Raw genomic sequence first — 17467 nt, 5'->3', positions numbered from 1 at the left:
TCCATTGTTCGATTGACCAATGAGGATGAAACGCTAGGAGGGATCTTGGTGCAAGAGAATACGCATATGGACCCTTCGGTGCGCGAATTTAAGGAGTTTGTAAAGAGCCACCCGAAGCTGGTTCAAGAAGTTCGAACTGGAAAAACAACGTGGAATGGTTTATATCAGGATTGGGTGATCATAGGGGGCGATGATCGGCATTGGCATGATTACAAAGAAACGGTGGATGACCCTAATCCTGAGTCAGTATCTTCATCTTCCTCTTCAGAAAATGCAGAGCAAGAAGATGCCAATCTGTTTAATCCCAATCAAACCGTTGCTTCGCTAATGAAATCACTCGGGCAAATGAACATCAGCGACCTACAAAACCACCTCTCCCAATTTAGTGGGGTTATGGGGAATGTGCAACAGTTAATGAATCAATTTCAGGCAAGGCCTGGCTCTCCACGTAGTGATAGTCATGAAAACCCTTTTTCCTTTCGAGGATTTTAAAATAAAACAAAATGGTATCAAACATTAATTACCTTGGCAAAATGGTTTACTCTTATTTAGATTGAGATAGGGAACATACTCTAATATTCATTTGTATCGCGTTGCTTAATTTTTTCTAGGGGGGGCGTATATGCACCCGGAAATCAACCGATATATCTTAGCAAAACCGGATCTTAAAAAATATTTGCGAGCAGAACCTTCATGGTACCGAATATTGGCAAGGCGCCCGGAGAGGCTTTCTGAAATGGAAAAAGAAGCACGGCTTTTTAATGGGCAGACGTGGCCTCAACGGGTTGCTCGTATGAACCAGGGTCTAGGTATGACGATTAATTTACTCAACATGATAAAACGATAACTCATATTCGCTCAGGATAATGAAAACCTTCTTATTGCATACTAGAGCTAAGGAGGTTTTTTAATGAGTAATTTTCTGATTGGAGTAGTAGCATGCCTTGTACTAGGTACTGCAAACGGCAGTATTCCAGACTTGGAAGTTCAACCTTTACCTGTAATGAAATCTGAACAACAAGAACTTGATATGCAGTTTAATGTCGATTATGATGTGTGGGATGGACAGGTTTATGTAGAGAGTTATATTCCGTCCTTTAGTTTTTACGAAAATGATCATCAACCAGAAGTAACGCAGGGATATTTAATGCTGCGCGTAGATGGAGAATATGAAGAAGAAATCAATCAAGCCGCCTTCATTATTAAAGGTCTAGAAAGCGGAGAACATTTCATCGAATTAGAAGTATATGATCAGAATGATCAACCCTTAGGATTAAAAGAGTCATTTTCGCTCTCCATCCCGGAATAAAGGCTGTTATCGATGTTAAGAAAGGGTAACGTTAAATAATAATTGGGAGGGATTAAACATTCTCCGGGCAGACATGTTATAATTACCTCACGGAGGTGTTATGGTTGGAGGCTGTTGTATCAACCCCGATTGAACTGTTGGATGAATCTGAAGAATTATCAAAGATGATTCTTTCATCACAAATATATCAAAGCTTTGTTGAGGCACGCCAGACGATGTTGGAAGATGAAGAAGCTCAGAGGTTGATTGAAGATTTTAATCATCATAAAATAAAATTCGAAGAGGTTCAGCGCTTTGGCAAATACCACCCTGACTATAGCGAAGTTACAAAAGCTTTACGTTTGGCAAAGCGTAACATGGATGTGTGTGAAAGCGTAAGTGCTTATAAGCTGGCAGAGCGCAGTTTAGAAAAGTTACTTACAGAAATTAGTGAGTTACTAGCTTCTTCAATTTCTCAAAATATAAAAGTTCCTTCAAGCAATCCATACTTTGACGAAACCTCATGCAGTGGGGGTTGTGGTTCAGGTGGAAGCTGTAATTGTTGATATTCGAACACCCGCTTACATTATGTAGGCGGGTGTTCATCATTTATTTAAAATAACGATTAATTAAGGCGAGTATAGACCTTCGAGTCAATATTCCGACAAATGCTTCGTACTCATCTTCAATACAAATGAAGGGATGACTAATGGAGGTGGTTAACGCTTTCCCGAAGGTAGCATCTGTATTTAAGCGTGGTATCTTTGGATTCATTACGGCTTCGACGGTGATATCGTGCAGTCTTTCCATTTCTAATCGTTCTAGTCCAAGAATTGAATCGAGAATTTCTGTTTTACTAATTTGTCCCTGTACACGATAATCTTTGTCTAATACTGGGATTGCTGTATAACCAGATTTAATTAAAACTAACAGGGCATGATCAAGCGGGTTTTGAAGTTGAACGTGTGCGACCTTTTCGTGAGAAACGATTAAATCGTGAATCTCCTTGTTCATTAATGGTCTGTTTTTTAGAGTCTCTATCGTCATCTGTCACTCCCCTCTGCCCAGCAATAGCTAGCCAACACCGTAAGACATTCATTTTTATCTTAGAAGGGAGAGAGTATTTTGTCAAGGTGAGGGGGGAACCTGTCTTTTCCCCATTTCCCTCTAGACCAGAAGCTTAAATCCGAGTATAATGATAAAATGTAAATGAATAGGGAAAAGGGATAATCATGGATAGGAAAGAGCGGAAAGTTGTCATAAGTCTGTCAGTAATAGTGCTTATATTGCTTTTGGGCGGTTTGGTAGTTCCTATTAATGTCGGTGCTCCGTCAGATACAAGAACAATCCTTGACCATACAACACAAAACTATGTATCGCCTTCTTGTATTGACGATGCGGAAGTAACGAATTATTTGCAGGAAACCACTTACGGCCATGCACTGTCACTTGATTATGATGCAGAGTCTTCTTGTTCGGCGGAATTCTATCAAGAATCTGATGTTCCATTGTTCGTGGCGATGCTACAAATGATCGGTGTCAGTGAACAGAAGTGGTCAGAAGAAGATATGTTACATTCAGAAACCGAATAATGGAAATATTTCACATAGGCAAAGGGAGAGTTAATCGTATATGAAAGTCGCTAAGTTTGGTGGAACTTCGGTAGCAAGCGGGGGTCAAATTGAAAAATTGACCGAAATTATGCAGTCTGATCCTTCACGCAGAATTGTTGTCGTTTCTGCTCCGGGCAAGCGTACCGATGATGATGTAAAAGTGACAGATATGCTCATTGCATTAGGGGAGAAGAGAATAAAGAATCAATCGACAAATGATGCTCTTGTGCACGTGATCGAGCGTTATCGTTCCATTTGTGCTGAGCTTGGCATTGAAGAAAAGGTCATGGCGGACATTGAAGCTGACCTTGAGGCGCGCGTTGCCTTCAATACTGAAGATGAGGGTGTCTTTATGGATCAAATGAAGGCAGCAGGAGAAGACAACAATGCGAAACTCATCGCTGCACACCTTAATCAGAGCGGTTTTGATGCTCGCTATATGAATCCTTTCGATGCAGGTCTTTACGTAGATGGTGAGGCTGGAAATGCCCAGGTTCAATCAGAGGCGTATGAGGAACTTGCAAAATTAAAGGATGAAGATAAGATTCTCGTTTTCCCTGGGTTCTTTGGCTATAAACGAGATGGACAGTTGGTCACGTTTCCTCGTGGGGGATCGGACATCACCGGCGCCATCGTTGCCGCTGGGGTCAATGCAGAGCTTTATGAGAATTTTACCGACGTGGATTCCGTTTGTGTCGCTAATCCTAAGGTCGTTGACAACCCGGAAGAGATTACTCATATGACGTATCGCGAAATGCGTGAGCTTTCCTACGCTGGATTTACCGTATTCCATGACGTTGCATTGGTACCTGCTTTTAGACATGGAATTCCTGTCAGTGTAAAAAACACGAATAATCCTGAAGGCGAAGGTACGTTGATCACTGCAGATCGCTCGAAAGGGAATTCCTATCCGATCACCGGTATTGCTGCTGATAAAGGCTTTAGTATCGTTTATGTACGGAAGTATTTAATGAATCGGGAAGTTGGCTTTGGCCGACGCTTATTAGAGATGGTTGAAGAAGAGGGCATCTCTTTTGAACATTCTCCGTCTGGGATCGATGATATTTCAGTAATTTTGAGAACTTCGGAGTTATCATTAGATAGTGAAAATCGCTTGCTTACGCGAATTCAAACGGAGCTTGATGTGGATGATACGTATATTGAACATGGGTTCTCTATGATTATGGTCGTTGGCGAAGGAATGGATGAGACGGTTGGGTTAGCCGCAAGAGCAACGGATGCTATCGCTAAAGCCGGAATCAACATTGAAATGATCAATCAGGGATCTTCAGAGGTTTCCCTTTCATTCGCTGTCAAAGAGCGCGTAACCGATGAAGTCATCAAAGCTATTTATAATGAGTTTTATACGAAGACTACACAATGAAAAAATGCGGCATGCCTTGCTTCCAGTGCATGCCGCATTTTTTAATCGGAAGTATTCTTTTCTTGTATCAACTGTTTAAGTTCCTTGATTTCCTTTTGTAACGATTCAATGTCCTTTCTATGGACATCAGCGCTGTCGTTATCGTCTTCGTTTGCCCGTTCCACATTATTGACAATGACACCGATAAAGAGATTAAAAATGATGAAAGTCCCGATGAGCACAAAAGAAATAAAATAAATCCAACTGTACGGCCTTACTTCTAAAAGCGGACGTAAAACTGCTTCAGTCCAGGACTCTAGTGTAACAATTTGAAAAAGAGTTAATAAAGTCCGTTGCAAGTTACCAAAGTATTCTGGGAAAGCCTGCGCATATAACATCGTTCCGATGACTGCGAAAATGTAAAAGACAAGCCCCATTAAGAACATGATATTAAACAGTGAAGGGATCGTACGCATCAAAGCATCAACAAGTCGGCGTAACGAGGGAATGATGGTGACGGCTCGGAGTACACGCAGAACACGTAATACCCTTAAAACGGTGACAAAATGTGCACCGGCAAATAAGTGTCCTGCAGCAATAATAAGAAAGTCAAACCAATTCCAACCATTACTGAAAAACCGATACATAGGTTTGGTTGCTATGATTTTTAGAGTTATCTCTATAGTAAATATCCATAGCAGAACTCTATCCATAAAGTGAAACCATTCATAATAAGGCACATAGAGTTCTGGATAGGTTTCTAATCCGACAACGACGGCGTTGATAAAGATCAAAATCATGATGATGATCGTAAAATTTCGATGTTCAGTAATAGAGGCCAGCTGTTGTCGCCAGTCTCTTCGCTTTTGCTCGGTCATGCGTTCCTCAACCCCCAAAATCTTAGCCTGCAGATTCTTCCATAAAGACAATCCACGTCATTATATCAGGTTTTAAAAAAAGGTACCATTCATTTACATAGAGGAAACATATGAGAAAAAATTCAATGCCTTCTCGTCTATCGTGAAGATGCAAACCGTGAAGTATTGTTCATAAGATAGGTAGAGGAAGACCACATATGCGAAAGATTGTCGAATAGTAAGATTGGAGTTAATGAAAAGGGTGGGTGTGACAACTGGGAAAGTAACAGAGAAACAGCAGATTGTTCTTAAGATATTATCCAAGGGAAAGAGTATTTAAAATATCATGAAACACCGTCGACGCTTAATCGTGGATGATACAATCCAGGGCTCTGGCATGATTATGTGAACGTTGACGTGCAAAACAAAGGGTAATAATAAGGGGCTGTCCCAAAGGTCATTTTCTAAACTTCCAATCCCCTCTTTAAGTATTAAAACCTCTTATTAATATTTAAGTCCGTACCACTTTGGCAGTGATACGGAGTTATTTTTGGGATAACGTTCACCCTGATTACCCTTTTGAGACAGCCCCATTGCGAAAATGAGAGAACCTAATCCTGCTTATCAGTCCGTTGAGCTCGATCGTACGGTTTGTTTGATTATGAAAAGTTAAAGAGCAATAGCTGTGTAAATTTCTTAGAGGTATAAAAACACAAGTACTAAAAAGCTGCCTGGCTATACTTCCTTTTTCGGTTGGCCAAGGGCATGGGACCGGTCAATGGCCGCTTTTGCCCCTGTCATCAGGTGTTCCTGAACGTGATTCTCATTTAATATGGAAAAAGCGGCCTCTGTCGTTCCTCCAGGGCTCATGACTTCATTGTATAGAGAATGGAGCGAGGTTGATGTTTGCGCCCAGCGTTTAGCAGCACCAAGCATCGTTTGTACTAGTAAGTCCTTGGCATCATCTTCGGATAATCCGGATTCAACAGCGGCTAATTGTAAGCCTTCCAATATATAGTAAAAATAGGCAGGGCCACTTCCTGATATTCCTGTAACACTATCCATCTGTTCTTCAGAGACAATCGTTACGGAGCCAATGGCAGAAAATAATTGTGAAGCCAGCTCCACTTCACTTGATGTAGCATGTTGACCGGCGCTGATGGCGCTAGCGGAAGCGGCTACTTTCGCGGATGTATTGGGCATGACACGTACTACTGGGCAATCCAAACCGATCAGATGAGAAATATAGCTAGTGGTTGTGCCGGCAAGTACGGAGAAAATAACTTGTTGCTTATGCATAAATGGTTGGATGGCACCAAGCGCTTCTTCAACATCTTTGGGTTTCATAGAAAGAATCAACAGGTCGCTTTCTTCCACGGCTTTTCTTTTGTCTTCGGTTACTTTTACACCATATTCCTTTTCCAATTGTCCGAGTCGATCTTCTTTACTTTTATTTATGACTGTGATTTGCGAACGATCAGCATAGTTGTTCGTAAGTAAACCTGCTATAATCGATTCAGTCATTGCGCCGGCTCCAATAAATGTTATGCGTTGATTTGCAAGCACTTAAGATCTCCCGCCTTTCATGTGCCCATTTCCTTTAATGACGTATTTATTCGTTGTAAGAGCCCCAAGTCCTAATGGGCCGCGTGCGTGTAACTTTTGTGTGCTAATCCCTATTTCTGCTCCGTAGCCAAGCTCTGCGCCATCGGTAAAACGGGTGGAAGCATTGTGATAGACACTGGCGGCGTCGATTTGATCTTGAAAAGATTGAACCGCTTCATCGTTTTCTGTCACAATCGCTTCGGAATGCGCGGTTCCATATGTGCGAATATGGGCTATGGCCGATTCTGTATCAGAAACGGATCTGACTGCGACTACTGGTGAAAGGTATTCGGTGCCCCAATCCTCTTCTGTGGCTGGCTCAACCGTTGGATTAAGCCTTTGTATCCACTCGTCCCCTTTAATCGTTACACCTGCCGATAATAACGCCTCGATCAGCTCTTCGCCGTAAATTTCTGCCCACTTTTTCTCTACGAGAATGGTTTCCACTGCGTTACAGACAGAGGGGCGATCGGTTTTAGCGTCTACAGCAATATCTATCGCCATATCTTTTTGAGCTGTTTCCTCTATATAAAGGTGGCAATTACCTACACCTGTTTCGATAACGGGGACAGTTGATTGCGCAATCACGGTTTGAATAAGATGAGCGCCACCACGAGGAATAATCACGTCTACGAGCCCGCGCATTTGGCCCAGCTCTTTGACGGTATCGCGGCTTTCAGGATTAACGAGCTGCAAGGCCGTTTCAGGTAAACCACAAGATTTGAGTCCGGAACGCATGGCGGAGACGAGAGCTTTGTTGGAGTGGACAGCCGATGAACTGCCACGAAGCAGAACAGCATTTCCTGCTTTTAAACATAGTCCGGCCGCATCAACGGTTACGTTCGGTCTAGCTTCGTAAATCATTGCTACAACCCCGAGAGGGACGCGGTGGTTTTCAATTTGAAGCCCGTCTTCACGTGTCCACTTTTCCGGTTGAGCAGATGTTGGATCAGGAAGGTCGATGAGAGTTTGTAACCCCGTCGCCATAGATAACAAACGTTCATGGGTTAAACGTAAACGGTCCAGCAAATCGTTTGACAACCCTTGGTTACGTCCATATTCTAGATCTTTGTTATTGGCTTCCTGGATATCTTTCTCACGGTTCATTATTTCATTCGCTATTGCTCGCAGGGCTTCATTTTTCTCTTCAGTTGTTAGTAAAGCAATCTGTCTGCTCGCTTCTTTACTTTTAAGTGCCTGCTGATAACATTCACTCACTAGGGACACTTCCTTTCTTGGTACTTACCCAATGGTTTCTATGAATGCAAATGCCTGCTGACTGATTTTTATGGTCGTTAAGGAGATGGCGCATTTCTTCTGAGGATTTGGCTGCACGTCCTTTTCCGACAGGTTGGTGGGATTCATCGAAGACGGCTACGACAGCTCCCTTGTCAAATGATCCTTGAACGTCTCTAATCCCCACTGAAAGTAAACTGTTACCGCCGTATAGCAAGGCCTCCCTGGCTCCATCATCAATGTAAAGTTCACCTTCAACAGGGGAGTAAATACCTACCCATTGTTTTTCTTTTGGCCAACCTTGATGGGTTGCGGCAGGTATGTATGTGCCGTCGCCTTCACCTCGAATGATTGCTTTTAACGCTATTAAGTCATCACCTTTACCGATGAATGTTTCAATACCAAATGATTGCGCGTTGCGTGCCGCTTCCAGTTTGGAACGCATGCCGCCGGTTCCAAACGTAGATTGCTGACTTCCCGCTTGAGATAGTAATTCGGAAGAGACGTTTTCAATGCGTTCCATTTTGTGGGCGTTAGGGTGTTTTGGAGCACGGTCATAAACTCCGTTAACGTCAGTAAGCAATATTAGAGTATCGGCTTTGATGAGACCAGCAACCAAACTTGCGAGCCAATCATTGTCCCCGAAGGTTAATTCTTCAACCGCGATCGAGTCATTTTCATTAATAATGGGGATGATCCGGCGTTTGAGCAATTCCTGTAAGGTCGCATAAGCATTGTTGTACTGATGTTCTTGTTGAAAACTTTCTCGTGTCAGCAATAGTTGTGCTACGCCAATTCCCTCCTGCATAAACGCATGTTGGTAGGCTTCCATCAATAACCCTTGACCGACAGCTGCAGATGCCTGTTTTTTTTCGGTTGTCACGGGTCGAGTTGCATATCCGACGCGTTGAAAACCTGCAGCTACAGCTCCAGATGTGATAAACACAAGTTCAAGCCCCTCTTTTTGCAAGTTTGCAATCGCACTGGAAAATTGCTCGAGGCGATCGATCGCAATGCCTCCATCACGATTAGCCAGCAAACTACTTCCGATCTTGACTACAATCCGTTTTCTTTTCACAACTGACACCCTCTTACAATCGATTAGAAAATCTTATGATCTTGCATGCTCAAAAAGGTAGACAAAAGGAGGTTCGGTTAGCTCGAGAGAGGCCCTTTAGCCACCGAAACTTCGTTGAAACCGGTTTTCTGGAATGACCCCCTCAGGATGAGAAAAACAAGTTTCCCGAGCCTCTTGAGCTGCTCGTAAAAAATAAAAAACCCCTTTTCCATCCTCGGTAAAAAGGACGGAAAAGAGGCTCCGCGGTACCACCTTTGTTGAGACCTCGCCAAGAAATCTCCACTCGATGCTTTTTATCGCAAAGCAAAACGGTCAGGTTAAGGGTTCCCCGACAGCTCTAGGATGGGTTCAAGTCGTCAGTGGCACGAATGTTTCAGCATATCATTCGCTCTCTGAAGCGTGACGATACATTACTATTTCCTATCTTCGCTGACATATTTAATAAAGTGTTGTTAATATATCATGTTCTATACTTCTTCGCAAGAGGGAGGAATTGCAAATTAAGGTTGGAGCCGAATACAATCCACACATCCATTGCCGCAACAAAAACGTTTTCGGAGCGGGACAAGAAAGCGTATGGCATATACGTATGAAAAGCACCCCGCCATACGTACAAAACGAACGTCTGCAGAAACGATTTTCCCTCGCATCGCTTTCCCGGCAATATCAATAACTTGATCGTTCAGTTGCTCCTTTGGACTATACGATGTAATTGTTATAAATGGCTGACCGATAGAATTACGGTATTCAACCTCAGGAAATTCCTCTCGTAAATCGCGTAAAAACTTCGCCCAAATTAGATCTAAGCTCAGTGCTTACACCTCCAGTCTATACGCGTTCATTGTTCTTTTTCCTTTCCCGTGATAAACTACTGATAAACCATTCATCTATGAGGAGAGGGTGCCATGTATGAGCAACGTCAAGGATTGGTCATTTGGTTCCAATCTCTAAAGCAGGTACGGCAACTCCGTAAATACGGACATGTTCAATATGTATCCAAAAAACTAAAATATGCGATGCTTTATTGTAACAACAGTGAAGCTGAAGAATTGAGTGAAAGTATCGAGCGTCTTCCGTTTGTCACTCATGTTGAGTGGTCAAAACGTACACAACTAGATTTGAACTTTCATGAAGAAGAATCTGAGAGAAAAAAACAGAGCAAATTCATATATAAAGCACCTGCTTTTGAGTAGGTGTTTTTCGTTTCAGATATAAAATAAAACAAAAAACCGCGTACCAAATTGGTACGCGGTGCCTGCTGTAACAAACATTACAGGCAATGGGAGAGGAGAAACCGGAGGAAGCGCTTATGGGGAAATGTAAGCGTTCTCCGCGGTTATCTGCAACATGGGGATCATGTTGCTAGTCTCTATTCTATCCAGCGAAACCTGTGAATATACACACGTATGAAAAAGGAAAACAAAAATGTTGTTTTTCGAGATTATGTATTTGATTAAAGGACATGGGGCAGGAAGATATGGTAGGATGGAAGCGCATAAATGAGAAAGGCGGAAAGTCCATTGCGTGTAATTACTGGTAAGAGAAAAGGAACGCGCTTAAAGGCCGTTCCAGGATCAAAAACACGCCCAACTTCTGATAAAGTAAAGGAAGCCCTCTTTCAAAAAATTGGTCCATATTTTTCAGGAGGCATAGGGCTTGATCTCTATGCGGGGAGCGGAGCACTTGGCATTGAAGCACTCAGCCGTGGGATGGAAGAGATGTACTTTTCCGACAAATCGGGTTCTGCCATAAAAGTCATAAAGGAAAATGTTATAAGCTGTCATTTCGAGAGCCAAGCTCACATTTATAAACAAGATGCTGTTCAAATGTTAGAAATCCTTCAACAAAAGAAGGAGAGGCTATCACTCGTTTTACTAGATCCCCCGTATGAACAGCAGCAACTTGTTCGAGATTTCTCGTTAATCCAGGATTTTCAACTCATAGAAGATAACACCATCCTTGTAGCTGAACATTCAACAGCATTGGTACTGCCTAAAGAAATAGGAAATGTTTCACTTTGGCAATCAAAGAAATACAGGGATACACAGCTCAGTTTATTTAAGATAAATAATAAGTACGAGAATACGGAAAGGAACGAACAAGAATGACAAATATTGCAGTAGCTCCGGGTAGTTTTGATCCGGTAACAAACGGACATTTAGATATCATTGAACGAAGTACAAAAGTGTTTGATCGGGTCATCGTGGCTGTGCTCCATAATCGCAACAAAACCCCGCTCTTTAGTGTTGACGAGCGGTTAGATTTGTTACGTAAATCATTGGAACATTTCCCAAATGTTGAAGTGGATTCATTTAATGGGCTTTTAATTCATTATGTCCGTTCGAAAAACGCGAATGTTATCGTGCGTGGACTGCGAGCGGTATCAGATTTTGAATATGAAATGCAATCTGCCTCCATCAACCGAAAAATGGACGATAAAATTGAAACATTCTTTATGATGACCAATCATCAGTATTCGTATTTAAGCTCAAGTATCGTTAAAGAAGTGGCAAAGAATAAAGGCGATGTAAGCGGACTAGTGCCTCCCCATGTAGAAGAGGCTGTAATAAACCAATATAATCATATTACTTAGGAACTTTTCGTAGTGCTCTTTTATGAAAAATAACAATGGATAGTATTAACATGACCAAAGTAAAAAAGGGGGACAATGAAAGAAACGTCTCCCATATTTTTTGTCCATTCGATTGCTCACTCCAAGGTGTGAATACGGTGATTCCATCAGGTTGATACAACCAATCCCAGCATAGGTATGTGAATATAGCGGCAAAACACCCTTGTAAACATCGGGCAATGAAAAACGGTTTAAAACGTATGTCGGTTGCTGCCAGAATACTACCTGCTTGTGCCTGTGCAGAGAAACCGGCAAAAGCAATCATGAAACTTGCCACGATGACTTGTTGCTTAAGCGGTGCATTGGTGAGGCTGGCAAGTTGACTTCCGAGAGTCATCTCAAAAATGCCGGAGACCATTGGAACGCTGAGTTCGGATGAAAATTGGAATATATACAGAAAAACACCTACGAGCATAGCAAGGGCCTCTGTTACATTTAGAAGAGACAACACTTCATTCAATACGGAAAAAAGGATAATGAAACCACCGATCATAAGAAGGGTTTGTACGGATGACTGCACGGCATCTCCAAGTTTTTGGCCAATGGGTCTGTTATCTCGCAGACGCTCCTCATGAAGCATTTGAAATGCAGCCCTCACCGATGGCAAAGAACGAGTGTCTTTGACGACGGAAGGGGAATCTTCCTCCTTGCCATGAAACCGCATCATAATCCCGACCACAAAGTTCGATGCGTAATGTGCAAATGCAAGTACAATACCGAGTGCCGGGTCATGAAAAAAGCCTACTGCAATCGCTCCGAATAGAAACAAGGGATTCGAAGAATTTGTAAAAGAAACGAGGCGCTCGGCTTCAATGGTAGTAATACGTTTTTCACTCCATAACCGTGTCGTCAATTTTGCCCCGGCGGGGTAACCGCTCGCGATTCCCATTGCCCATACAAATCCGCCCGTACCCGGAACTTTAAATAGAGGACGCATAAATGGTTCCATAAATGCACCTAAAAAACTGACGACCCCGAAGGCAATAAGTAATTCTGATAGGATAATAAAAGGAAGTAATGAAGGAAAAACAACCTCCCACCAGATGGATAACCCCCGTAAGGATGCATCAAAAGAGGTCTGAGGATATATCATAAGTGAAGCTGCCAAAATGGTAGCGCCGGCACCGAGTAAAAGGGAGTGCCATTTCGATCGTGTCATGTGCTTTCTCCTTCCAGGACCAACAAAAATAGAACCCATTGGACAGGTTCATTATTAATAATAATACGCTTGAAATTGTAGACTTAGACCAGTTTTCCTTAATGAGAATCACAATTGGTTTTTGGGGGGAGCTATTTCAAAAAGGAAATTTCATTGAACTAGCAAGGAGAGGATTCACCTTGAAAAATCGGCCGCTCATTGGTCTTGCCCTTGGCTCAGGAGGAGCACGTGGAATCGCACATATCGGTGTGTTGGAAGTGTTGGAAGACTATCGGATTCCCGTTGATTTTGTCGCAGGAAGTAGCATGGGGGCGCTCGTCGGTTCCTTGTTCGCGTACGGCCATAGCGCTACTGATCTAACAAGAATGGCGAATCTTTTCCGACGCAAATATTATTTAGATTTTACCATCCCACCTAAAATGGGGCTGATTAACGGCAAACGGCTGCAGGAACTTATTTTGATGTTGTCGCAAGGGGAAGATCTGGATCGGTTGAGAACACCGGTAACAGTGGTGACAACGGATCTTAATAACGGTGAAAGGGTGTTATTTACGAGCGGATCAATTGCGAAGGCTGTACGTGCGAGTATTTCAATACCCGGAATTTTTGTCCCCGTAAGTCACGAAGGGCGTTTGCTCGTTGACGGAGGAGTCATCGATCGTGTACCAGCAAGTGTTGTCCGTGATATGGGGGCTGATATAGTTATTGCTGTCGATGTTTCTTACTTTCCTAAAAACCCCGCGAATGCTACGATTTATGATGTAATTATGCAAAGCATGGAAATTATGGGGCGTGAGCTTGTGAGAGCAAAGAAGATTAATGCAGATATACTTATGCAGCCCATCATAAATCAACGCAGTGCTGTTGTTTTTGATGATATTCAATCATTAATTGAGCAAGGCCGCGAGGAAGCATTACGAGCACTCCCGCGTATCCACGAAAAGATGGAGGGATGGAAGGGGCGAGATCATGAGTGAAGAAAAAAACCGGTGGCGATTTTCGAAAACATGGATGACTGTTGGACTCGTGATCGTCTTGTTATTGGTCTATCAAATCCCTATGCCATATTATTATTCGCAACCCGGGGACGCGACGGGGCTGAATGATTTCATTACGGTCGAAGAGGGGACGGGCGAAGAAGGGGAGTTTTATTTAACAACGATACGACAAAGTCGTGCCAACCTCATTCTCTACACATGGTCGTTTTTAAGTTCATATCGAGTATTGACTCCTGTAGATGCGGTGCTTGCTGAAGGGGAAACCGATGAAGAATATCAGCACCGGCAAGCGGCCTCAATGCGGCTATCCCAAGATGCCTCTAAAATTGCAGCTTATAGGGCGGCGGGCGCAAATGTTACGATCAACGAAAACGGCGTGCTCGTTACGCAATTTGTAGATGACATGGGAGCCATTGATGTATTGGAATCAGGGGACGTAATCACGGCTGTTGATGGGGAGGAAATTGGAAATACAACTGAACTCAATGAATCCCTTGCTCACAAAGGAGAAGGTGATATTACTTCCCTGACCGTCAACCGTGAAGGGGATGTATTGGAATTGGATGTAGAGCTGATGACTTTTCCTGAATGGGATGACGAAGAGACAGGGAACGAAGAAGTAAATGCGGTAGGACTCGGCATTTTAGGCCCTATAGATCAACGTGATGTGGCATTTGATCCTGAAGTGACGATTGAAGCTAGCGATATTGGTGGCCCCTCTGCAGGCCTTATGTTTTCCTTGGAAATTTATAATCAACTTCAAGATGAAGATTTAACTAGAGGGTTAGATATCGCTGGTACCGGGGCGATCGATGAAGAGGGAGACGTAGGGCGTATCGGCGGGATTGGACAGAAGGTTGTGGCTGCAGATAGTGCAGACATTGATATATTCTTTGCTCCAAATGATAATCGTTTTCCGGGCCCTACAAATTATGAAATTGCGCTCGAAAGTGCAGAAGATATTGGCACCTCAATGATAATCGTACCTGTATCCGAACTCCAGGATGCCATAGATTATTTAGAGAATGAAGTTTAAATAAAGAGGGTTAAAAAGGGCCGAGTGTTCGATAAAACCAAATCTAAGCATACTTGTTCCCTTATAAGTTAACCCTCTCTAGGGACAGGAGTTTTTTCGAGAAGCCAAGCGAAGGGCGTATCGCTATGTAAGCAGCTTTCATACGTACGACGCACAGTTAAACGCTAGCGCTGGTGCCCATTAGATGTGGCGACTTTATCCGCTTTCCTAAAAAAGCCGTGCTATATCTTTCGGGCTTTTGGAACTTCCTCTTTTAGATAAAGTGGCGGCTGTGTATATTCTTCTTTCCACTTCGCTACCCGTCCAGCTCCACTTAAGATCGAATAATAAGCCCGTGCTGCTCGCTCATCTAGCCATTGCTGCGTATTTTTGTTTTTGGGCGGGCGGTCATATAACGAGAGAGGCGTGTGTTTTTTCACGATGTTTAAATAGCCGCGGCCGGATTGAGTAAACCCGAGGATACGGGCGCACTGAGGCCGTGCGGATTCCCCAAAGGCTTCGGCAATCTCGGCTTTTGTTGTGCCAGTCAAAAGGTGCACAGCCAAACGTTGAAGTCGTGTCCAAGTGTATCGTTTCGTTTTTACTGCCTGCATAAACGCCTGAAATGTGGGGGCTTTAAGTGCAGCTTGAATGAAACGATTCTCTAGACCTTCCTCGGCTTCATAGATATGTGCTAACGATTCAGCAGAACGGGTGCTTAATAACCATTGTAAATACGGATAATAGGCCTCCCATTGATAGAATGGGGATTCGTCTTTTTGGAATTGCTCGATCGTATCATAAACGTGTGCAGGCAAAAACGGACGTACAGTAGAGATGTTTGCATTCTCTACCAACATTTTTCGGATCGCAGTTGCACTTGCAATCGATGTGTCCTCTTGAAAAACATGATCATGGAATCCTGCGCCTACACGTGTAATCGTCTTAGGTAAAATATTGGTTTCCAAAAGGCGTGTAGCTTTAACATAGTGATAGCCGAGGATATTGTTTGGCTTTGAAAGGTCTGGGAGGTGTTCTGGGGGATTGAGGCTTAGAAATGCCTCGGCCTGGGCAGCAGGATAGGAGATACCTTTAGTGATTGCGCAACGCAATTCTTTTTGCAGTTGAGCTGCGTGGTTTTCCATAAATTCTACCAGTTGGAGAAAATGCTCAGTGTTCCCGGACTCACTTCCGAAATAAAAGGCTTCAGCACCTAAGTCATCAAGGATGGAAACTGCACCCCTTGCAAACCAGTGGGCATGTTGACTGGAGTAAGCATATGGTAATTCAATGATGAGATCAGCTCCTGAACGTAATGCCATTTCAGCTCGTGTTCGACGGGGAAGGATAGCGGGTTCACCACGTTGTAAAAAATAACCACTCATGACGCAAATAACGACGTCTGCATCAGCGGCATGTTTAGAAGCTTGGATGTGATAAGCATGTCCGTTATGTAAGGGGTTATATTCGACGATAAGACCAATGGCTTTCATATGTGAATTCCCACCTATTCTGATGCCTATTTTTCACTGACTGCTGGAGTATGTTAGAATATATATATGTCCTAAATTGTCAGCTTGTCCTTAGTATAATGTAAAGAAATTATGTTGACAAATCTTGCGAATGACCGCTATAATTACTCTTGTTGCCTTGAGGTGATGACACTTGCGCTGGACGATACAGCAGCTGTTAGCTATACGATCAGACAATGTAGAGATTGACCATCACATTGATGTGAGCGACCTTGTAGAACGTGATAAGGAAATGATAGACATTTCAAAGGCTCACGTACGCGGACGTATTGAGGTGGATTACCCATACGCGCGATTTCATTTGTCTGTTCAAGGGACGATGACGTTGCCAGATTCGAATACCCTGGCAGATACTGAAGTTCCTTTTGATATTGTAATGACCGAGCGCTTTCGCCTTGATGGTCAAGAGGTTCCAGCTGATGATGAAACACTTCATCTACCGGAAAACGGGTATGTTGACATCCTTCCCTATATAAAGGAAGACATTTTGTTAGCAATACCGATGAGGGTGAGAAATGATAAGGCTCCGAATGAAGGACCGGCTCCCCAGTCTGGTACAGATTGGAGTGTTGTAACAGCCGAAGAGCATGAGGAACAGACGGAGGCTGAACCAAAGGTTGATCCGCGCCTTGCAGATTTGGCTTATTATTTTAAAGATGAGAAGTAACCGGGATCGTTTTAAGGAGGTGGCAAGAAATGGCTGTACCAAAAAGACGTACGTCCAAAAAAGCAAAAAGACAACGCCGCACACATTTTAAGCTAAATGTTCCGGGCATGGTTAGATGCCCAGAATGCGGAGAATTAAAACGTTCACACCGCGTATGCAAATCATGCGGAACATATAAAGGTGAAGAAGTAGTAGATCCTTCATAATGAAGGAGCCATCCCTTGCCTATCACAGGCAAGGGTATTTTTGTGTTATAAAACGTTAAAAGTTTATAATGATCTTGCGTTTGCTCCTGTTGATAGACGCTCTATTTCCCCTTTAAATATTCGAAATTCCAATCATAGAAGGATAGAAATCTGCATAAAAGTACATAATGAGAGTTAAAACTGTCAGTGAATTCTATGAAATAAGTCTAATCAACCTA

20 protein-coding genes and 1 other annotated feature are annotated in these 17467 nt (G+C 43.0%); of the genes, 13 read left to right on the top strand and 7 right to left on the bottom strand.

From position 1 onward, the window contains the following. Positions 1–48: 48 nt before the first annotated feature. The 4 genes from ylbD to HNR44_RS06750 all read left to right on the top strand — a co-directional run bounded on the left by ylbD (position 49) and on the right by HNR44_RS06750 (position 1854). A complete protein-coding gene (gene ylbD, locus HNR44_RS06765) occupies positions 49–492 on the top strand; it encodes a YlbD family protein (RefSeq protein ID WP_184403303.1) in 444 nt (147 codons plus the stop codon). Positions 493–622: 130 nt separating this feature from the next. Beyond that, a complete protein-coding gene (locus HNR44_RS06760) occupies positions 623–847 on the top strand; it encodes a YlbE-like family protein (protein ID WP_184403302.1) in 225 nt (74 codons plus the stop codon). Positions 848–910: 63 nt separating this feature from the next. Then, positions 911–1309: a hypothetical protein gene (locus tag HNR44_RS06755; RefSeq protein WP_184403301.1), complete on the top strand. Its 399-nt coding sequence runs from the start codon at positions 911–913 to the stop codon at positions 1307–1309. Positions 1310–1404: 95 nt separating this feature from the next. After that, the gene (locus HNR44_RS06750) at positions 1405–1854 is read left to right on the top strand and encodes a YlbF/YmcA family competence regulator (protein WP_343069392.1); all 450 of its coding nucleotides are present in this window, start codon (positions 1405–1407) and stop codon (positions 1852–1854) included. A gap of 43 nt (positions 1855–1897) precedes the next feature. Here the strand turns inward: HNR44_RS06750 and cbpB are convergent, their stop codons facing one another. Then, positions 1898–2335 (bottom strand): cyclic-di-AMP-binding protein CbpB, encoded by a 438-nt coding sequence (gene cbpB, locus HNR44_RS06745; protein ID WP_184403299.1) that lies wholly within the window; start codon positions 2333–2335, stop codon positions 1898–1900. Between the two features lie 185 nt (positions 2336–2520). Here cbpB and HNR44_RS06740 point away from each other — a divergent pair, with 185 nt between their 5' ends. Then, positions 2521–2880 carry a hypothetical protein gene (locus HNR44_RS06740; RefSeq protein ID WP_184403298.1) on the top strand — a complete coding sequence of 120 codons (360 nt, stop codon included), beginning with the start codon at positions 2521–2523 and terminating at the stop codon, positions 2878–2880. A 40-nt stretch (positions 2881–2920) separates the two neighbouring features. Continuing rightward, positions 2921–4285: an aspartate kinase gene (locus HNR44_RS06735; protein WP_184403297.1), complete on the top strand. Its 1365-nt coding sequence runs from the start codon at positions 2921–2923 to the stop codon at positions 4283–4285. Between the two features lie 41 nt (positions 4286–4326). Here HNR44_RS06735 and HNR44_RS06730 read toward each other — a convergent pair whose 3' ends face one another. The 4 genes from HNR44_RS06730 to proB form a co-directional block, all read right to left on the bottom strand. Then, positions 4327–5142: an ion transporter gene (locus tag HNR44_RS06730; RefSeq protein WP_184403296.1), complete on the bottom strand. Its 816-nt coding sequence runs from the start codon at positions 5140–5142 to the stop codon at positions 4327–4329. 714 nt (positions 5143–5856) lie between these two features. After that, positions 5857–6687, bottom strand: coding sequence for a pyrroline-5-carboxylate reductase (gene proC, locus HNR44_RS06725; RefSeq protein ID WP_184403295.1), 831 nt, complete (start codon positions 6685–6687; stop codon positions 5857–5859). Beyond that, positions 6688–7944 (bottom strand): glutamate-5-semialdehyde dehydrogenase, encoded by a 1257-nt coding sequence (locus HNR44_RS06720; RefSeq protein ID WP_184403294.1) that lies wholly within the window; start codon positions 7942–7944, stop codon positions 6688–6690. After that, the gene (proB, locus tag HNR44_RS06715; protein WP_184403293.1) at positions 7937–9040 is read right to left on the bottom strand and encodes a glutamate 5-kinase; all 1104 of its coding nucleotides are present in this window, start codon (positions 9038–9040) and stop codon (positions 7937–7939) included. Before proB ends, HNR44_RS06720 begins: the two co-directional genes overlap by 8 nt. A gap of 219 nt (positions 9041–9259) precedes the next feature. Next, positions 9260–9476 (bottom strand) — a binding site (T-box leader). Positions 9477–9945: 469 nt separating this feature from the next. On the opposite strand from proB, the gene HNR44_RS06710 reads away from it, so the two are divergent. The 3 genes from HNR44_RS06710 (at position 9946) to coaD (ending at position 11633) form a co-directional block, all read left to right on the top strand. After that, a complete protein-coding gene (locus HNR44_RS06710; RefSeq protein WP_184403292.1) occupies positions 9946–10233 on the top strand; it encodes a YlbG family protein in 288 nt (95 codons plus the stop codon). Between the two features lie 306 nt (positions 10234–10539). After that, positions 10540–11148: a 16S rRNA (guanine(966)-N(2))-methyltransferase RsmD gene (rsmD, locus tag HNR44_RS06705; RefSeq protein WP_184403291.1), complete on the top strand. Its 609-nt coding sequence runs from the start codon at positions 10540–10542 to the stop codon at positions 11146–11148. Beyond that, complete coding sequence (gene coaD, locus HNR44_RS06700) at positions 11145–11633, top strand: pantetheine-phosphate adenylyltransferase (protein ID WP_184403290.1); 489 nt, start codon at positions 11145–11147, stop codon at positions 11631–11633. Before rsmD ends, coaD begins: the two co-directional genes overlap by 4 nt. Here coaD and ylbJ read toward each other — a convergent pair. Continuing rightward, positions 11626–12831, bottom strand: coding sequence for a sporulation integral membrane protein YlbJ (ylbJ, locus tag HNR44_RS06695; protein ID WP_184403289.1), 1206 nt, complete (start codon positions 12829–12831; stop codon positions 11626–11628). The genes coaD and ylbJ overlap by 8 nt on opposite strands. Positions 12832–13010: 179 nt before the next feature. On the opposite strand from ylbJ, the gene HNR44_RS06690 reads away from it, so the two are divergent. Beyond that, positions 13011–13808, top strand: coding sequence for a patatin-like phospholipase family protein (locus tag HNR44_RS06690; protein ID WP_246407008.1), 798 nt, complete (start codon positions 13011–13013; stop codon positions 13806–13808). Next, the gene (locus tag HNR44_RS06685; protein ID WP_184403288.1) at positions 13801–14865 is read left to right on the top strand and encodes a YlbL family protein; all 1065 of its coding nucleotides are present in this window, start codon (positions 13801–13803) and stop codon (positions 14863–14865) included. Before HNR44_RS06690 ends, HNR44_RS06685 begins: the two co-directional genes overlap by 8 nt. Positions 14866–15086: 221 nt before the next feature. Here HNR44_RS06685 and HNR44_RS06680 read toward each other — a convergent pair whose 3' ends face one another. Beyond that, the gene (locus HNR44_RS06680; RefSeq protein ID WP_184403287.1) at positions 15087–16337 is read right to left on the bottom strand and encodes a nucleotidyltransferase; all 1251 of its coding nucleotides are present in this window, start codon (positions 16335–16337) and stop codon (positions 15087–15089) included. Positions 16338–16509: 172 nt separating this feature from the next. On the opposite strand from HNR44_RS06680, the gene HNR44_RS06675 reads away from it, so the two are divergent. Next, positions 16510–17043, top strand: a complete 534-nt coding sequence (locus HNR44_RS06675; RefSeq protein WP_184403286.1) for a YceD family protein — start codon at positions 16510–16512, stop codon at positions 17041–17043. A 29-nt stretch (positions 17044–17072) separates the two neighbouring features. Then, positions 17073–17249, top strand: coding sequence for a 50S ribosomal protein L32 (gene rpmF / locus HNR44_RS06670; protein WP_184403285.1), 177 nt, complete (start codon positions 17073–17075; stop codon positions 17247–17249). Positions 17250–17467 lie beyond the last annotated feature (218 nt).

It is taken from the genome of Geomicrobium halophilum, from assembly GCF_014207655.1.
GTDB lineage: Bacteria > Bacillota > Bacilli > Bacillales > Marinococcaceae > Geomicrobium > Geomicrobium halophilum.
The sequence above is the reverse complement of the archived record's forward strand: the minus strand, read 5'-3'. Positions and strand labels throughout refer to the sequence as shown.

Bases quoted from the DNA above. Each gene is read 5' to 3' on its own strand.
- HNR44_RS06760 (WP_184403302.1), top strand. From the start codon at position 623: ATGCACCCGGAAATCAACCGATATATCTTAGCAAAACCGGATCTTAAA.
- HNR44_RS06755 (WP_184403301.1), top strand. From the start codon at position 911: ATGAGTAATTTTCTGATTGGAGTAGTAGCATGCCTTGTACTAGGTACT.
- cbpB (WP_184403299.1), bottom strand. From the start codon at position 2,335: ATGACGATAGAGACTCTAAAAAACAGACCATTAATGAACAAGGAGATT.
- HNR44_RS06740 (WP_184403298.1), top strand. From the start codon at position 2,521: ATGGATAGGAAAGAGCGGAAAGTTGTCATAAGTCTGTCAGTAATAGTG.
- HNR44_RS06735 (WP_184403297.1), top strand. From the start codon at position 2,921: ATGAAAGTCGCTAAGTTTGGTGGAACTTCGGTAGCAAGCGGGGGTCAA.
- HNR44_RS06730 (WP_184403296.1), bottom strand. From the start codon at position 5,142: ATGACCGAGCAAAAGCGAAGAGACTGGCGACAACAGCTGGCCTCTATT.
- HNR44_RS06710 (WP_184403292.1), top strand. From the start codon at position 9,946: ATGTATGAGCAACGTCAAGGATTGGTCATTTGGTTCCAATCTCTAAAG.
- rsmD (WP_184403291.1), top strand. From the start codon at position 10,540: ATGAGAAAGGCGGAAAGTCCATTGCGTGTAATTACTGGTAAGAGAAAA.
- coaD (WP_184403290.1), top strand. From the start codon at position 11,145: ATGACAAATATTGCAGTAGCTCCGGGTAGTTTTGATCCGGTAACAAAC.
- ylbJ (WP_184403289.1), bottom strand. From the start codon at position 12,831: ATGACACGATCGAAATGGCACTCCCTTTTACTCGGTGCCGGCGCTACC.
- HNR44_RS06685 (WP_184403288.1), top strand. From the start codon at position 13,801: ATGAGTGAAGAAAAAAACCGGTGGCGATTTTCGAAAACATGGATGACT.
- HNR44_RS06680 (WP_184403287.1), bottom strand. From the start codon at position 16,337: ATGAAAGCCATTGGTCTTATCGTCGAATATAACCCCTTACATAACGGA.
- rpmF (WP_184403285.1), top strand. From the start codon at position 17,073: ATGGCTGTACCAAAAAGACGTACGTCCAAAAAAGCAAAAAGACAACGC.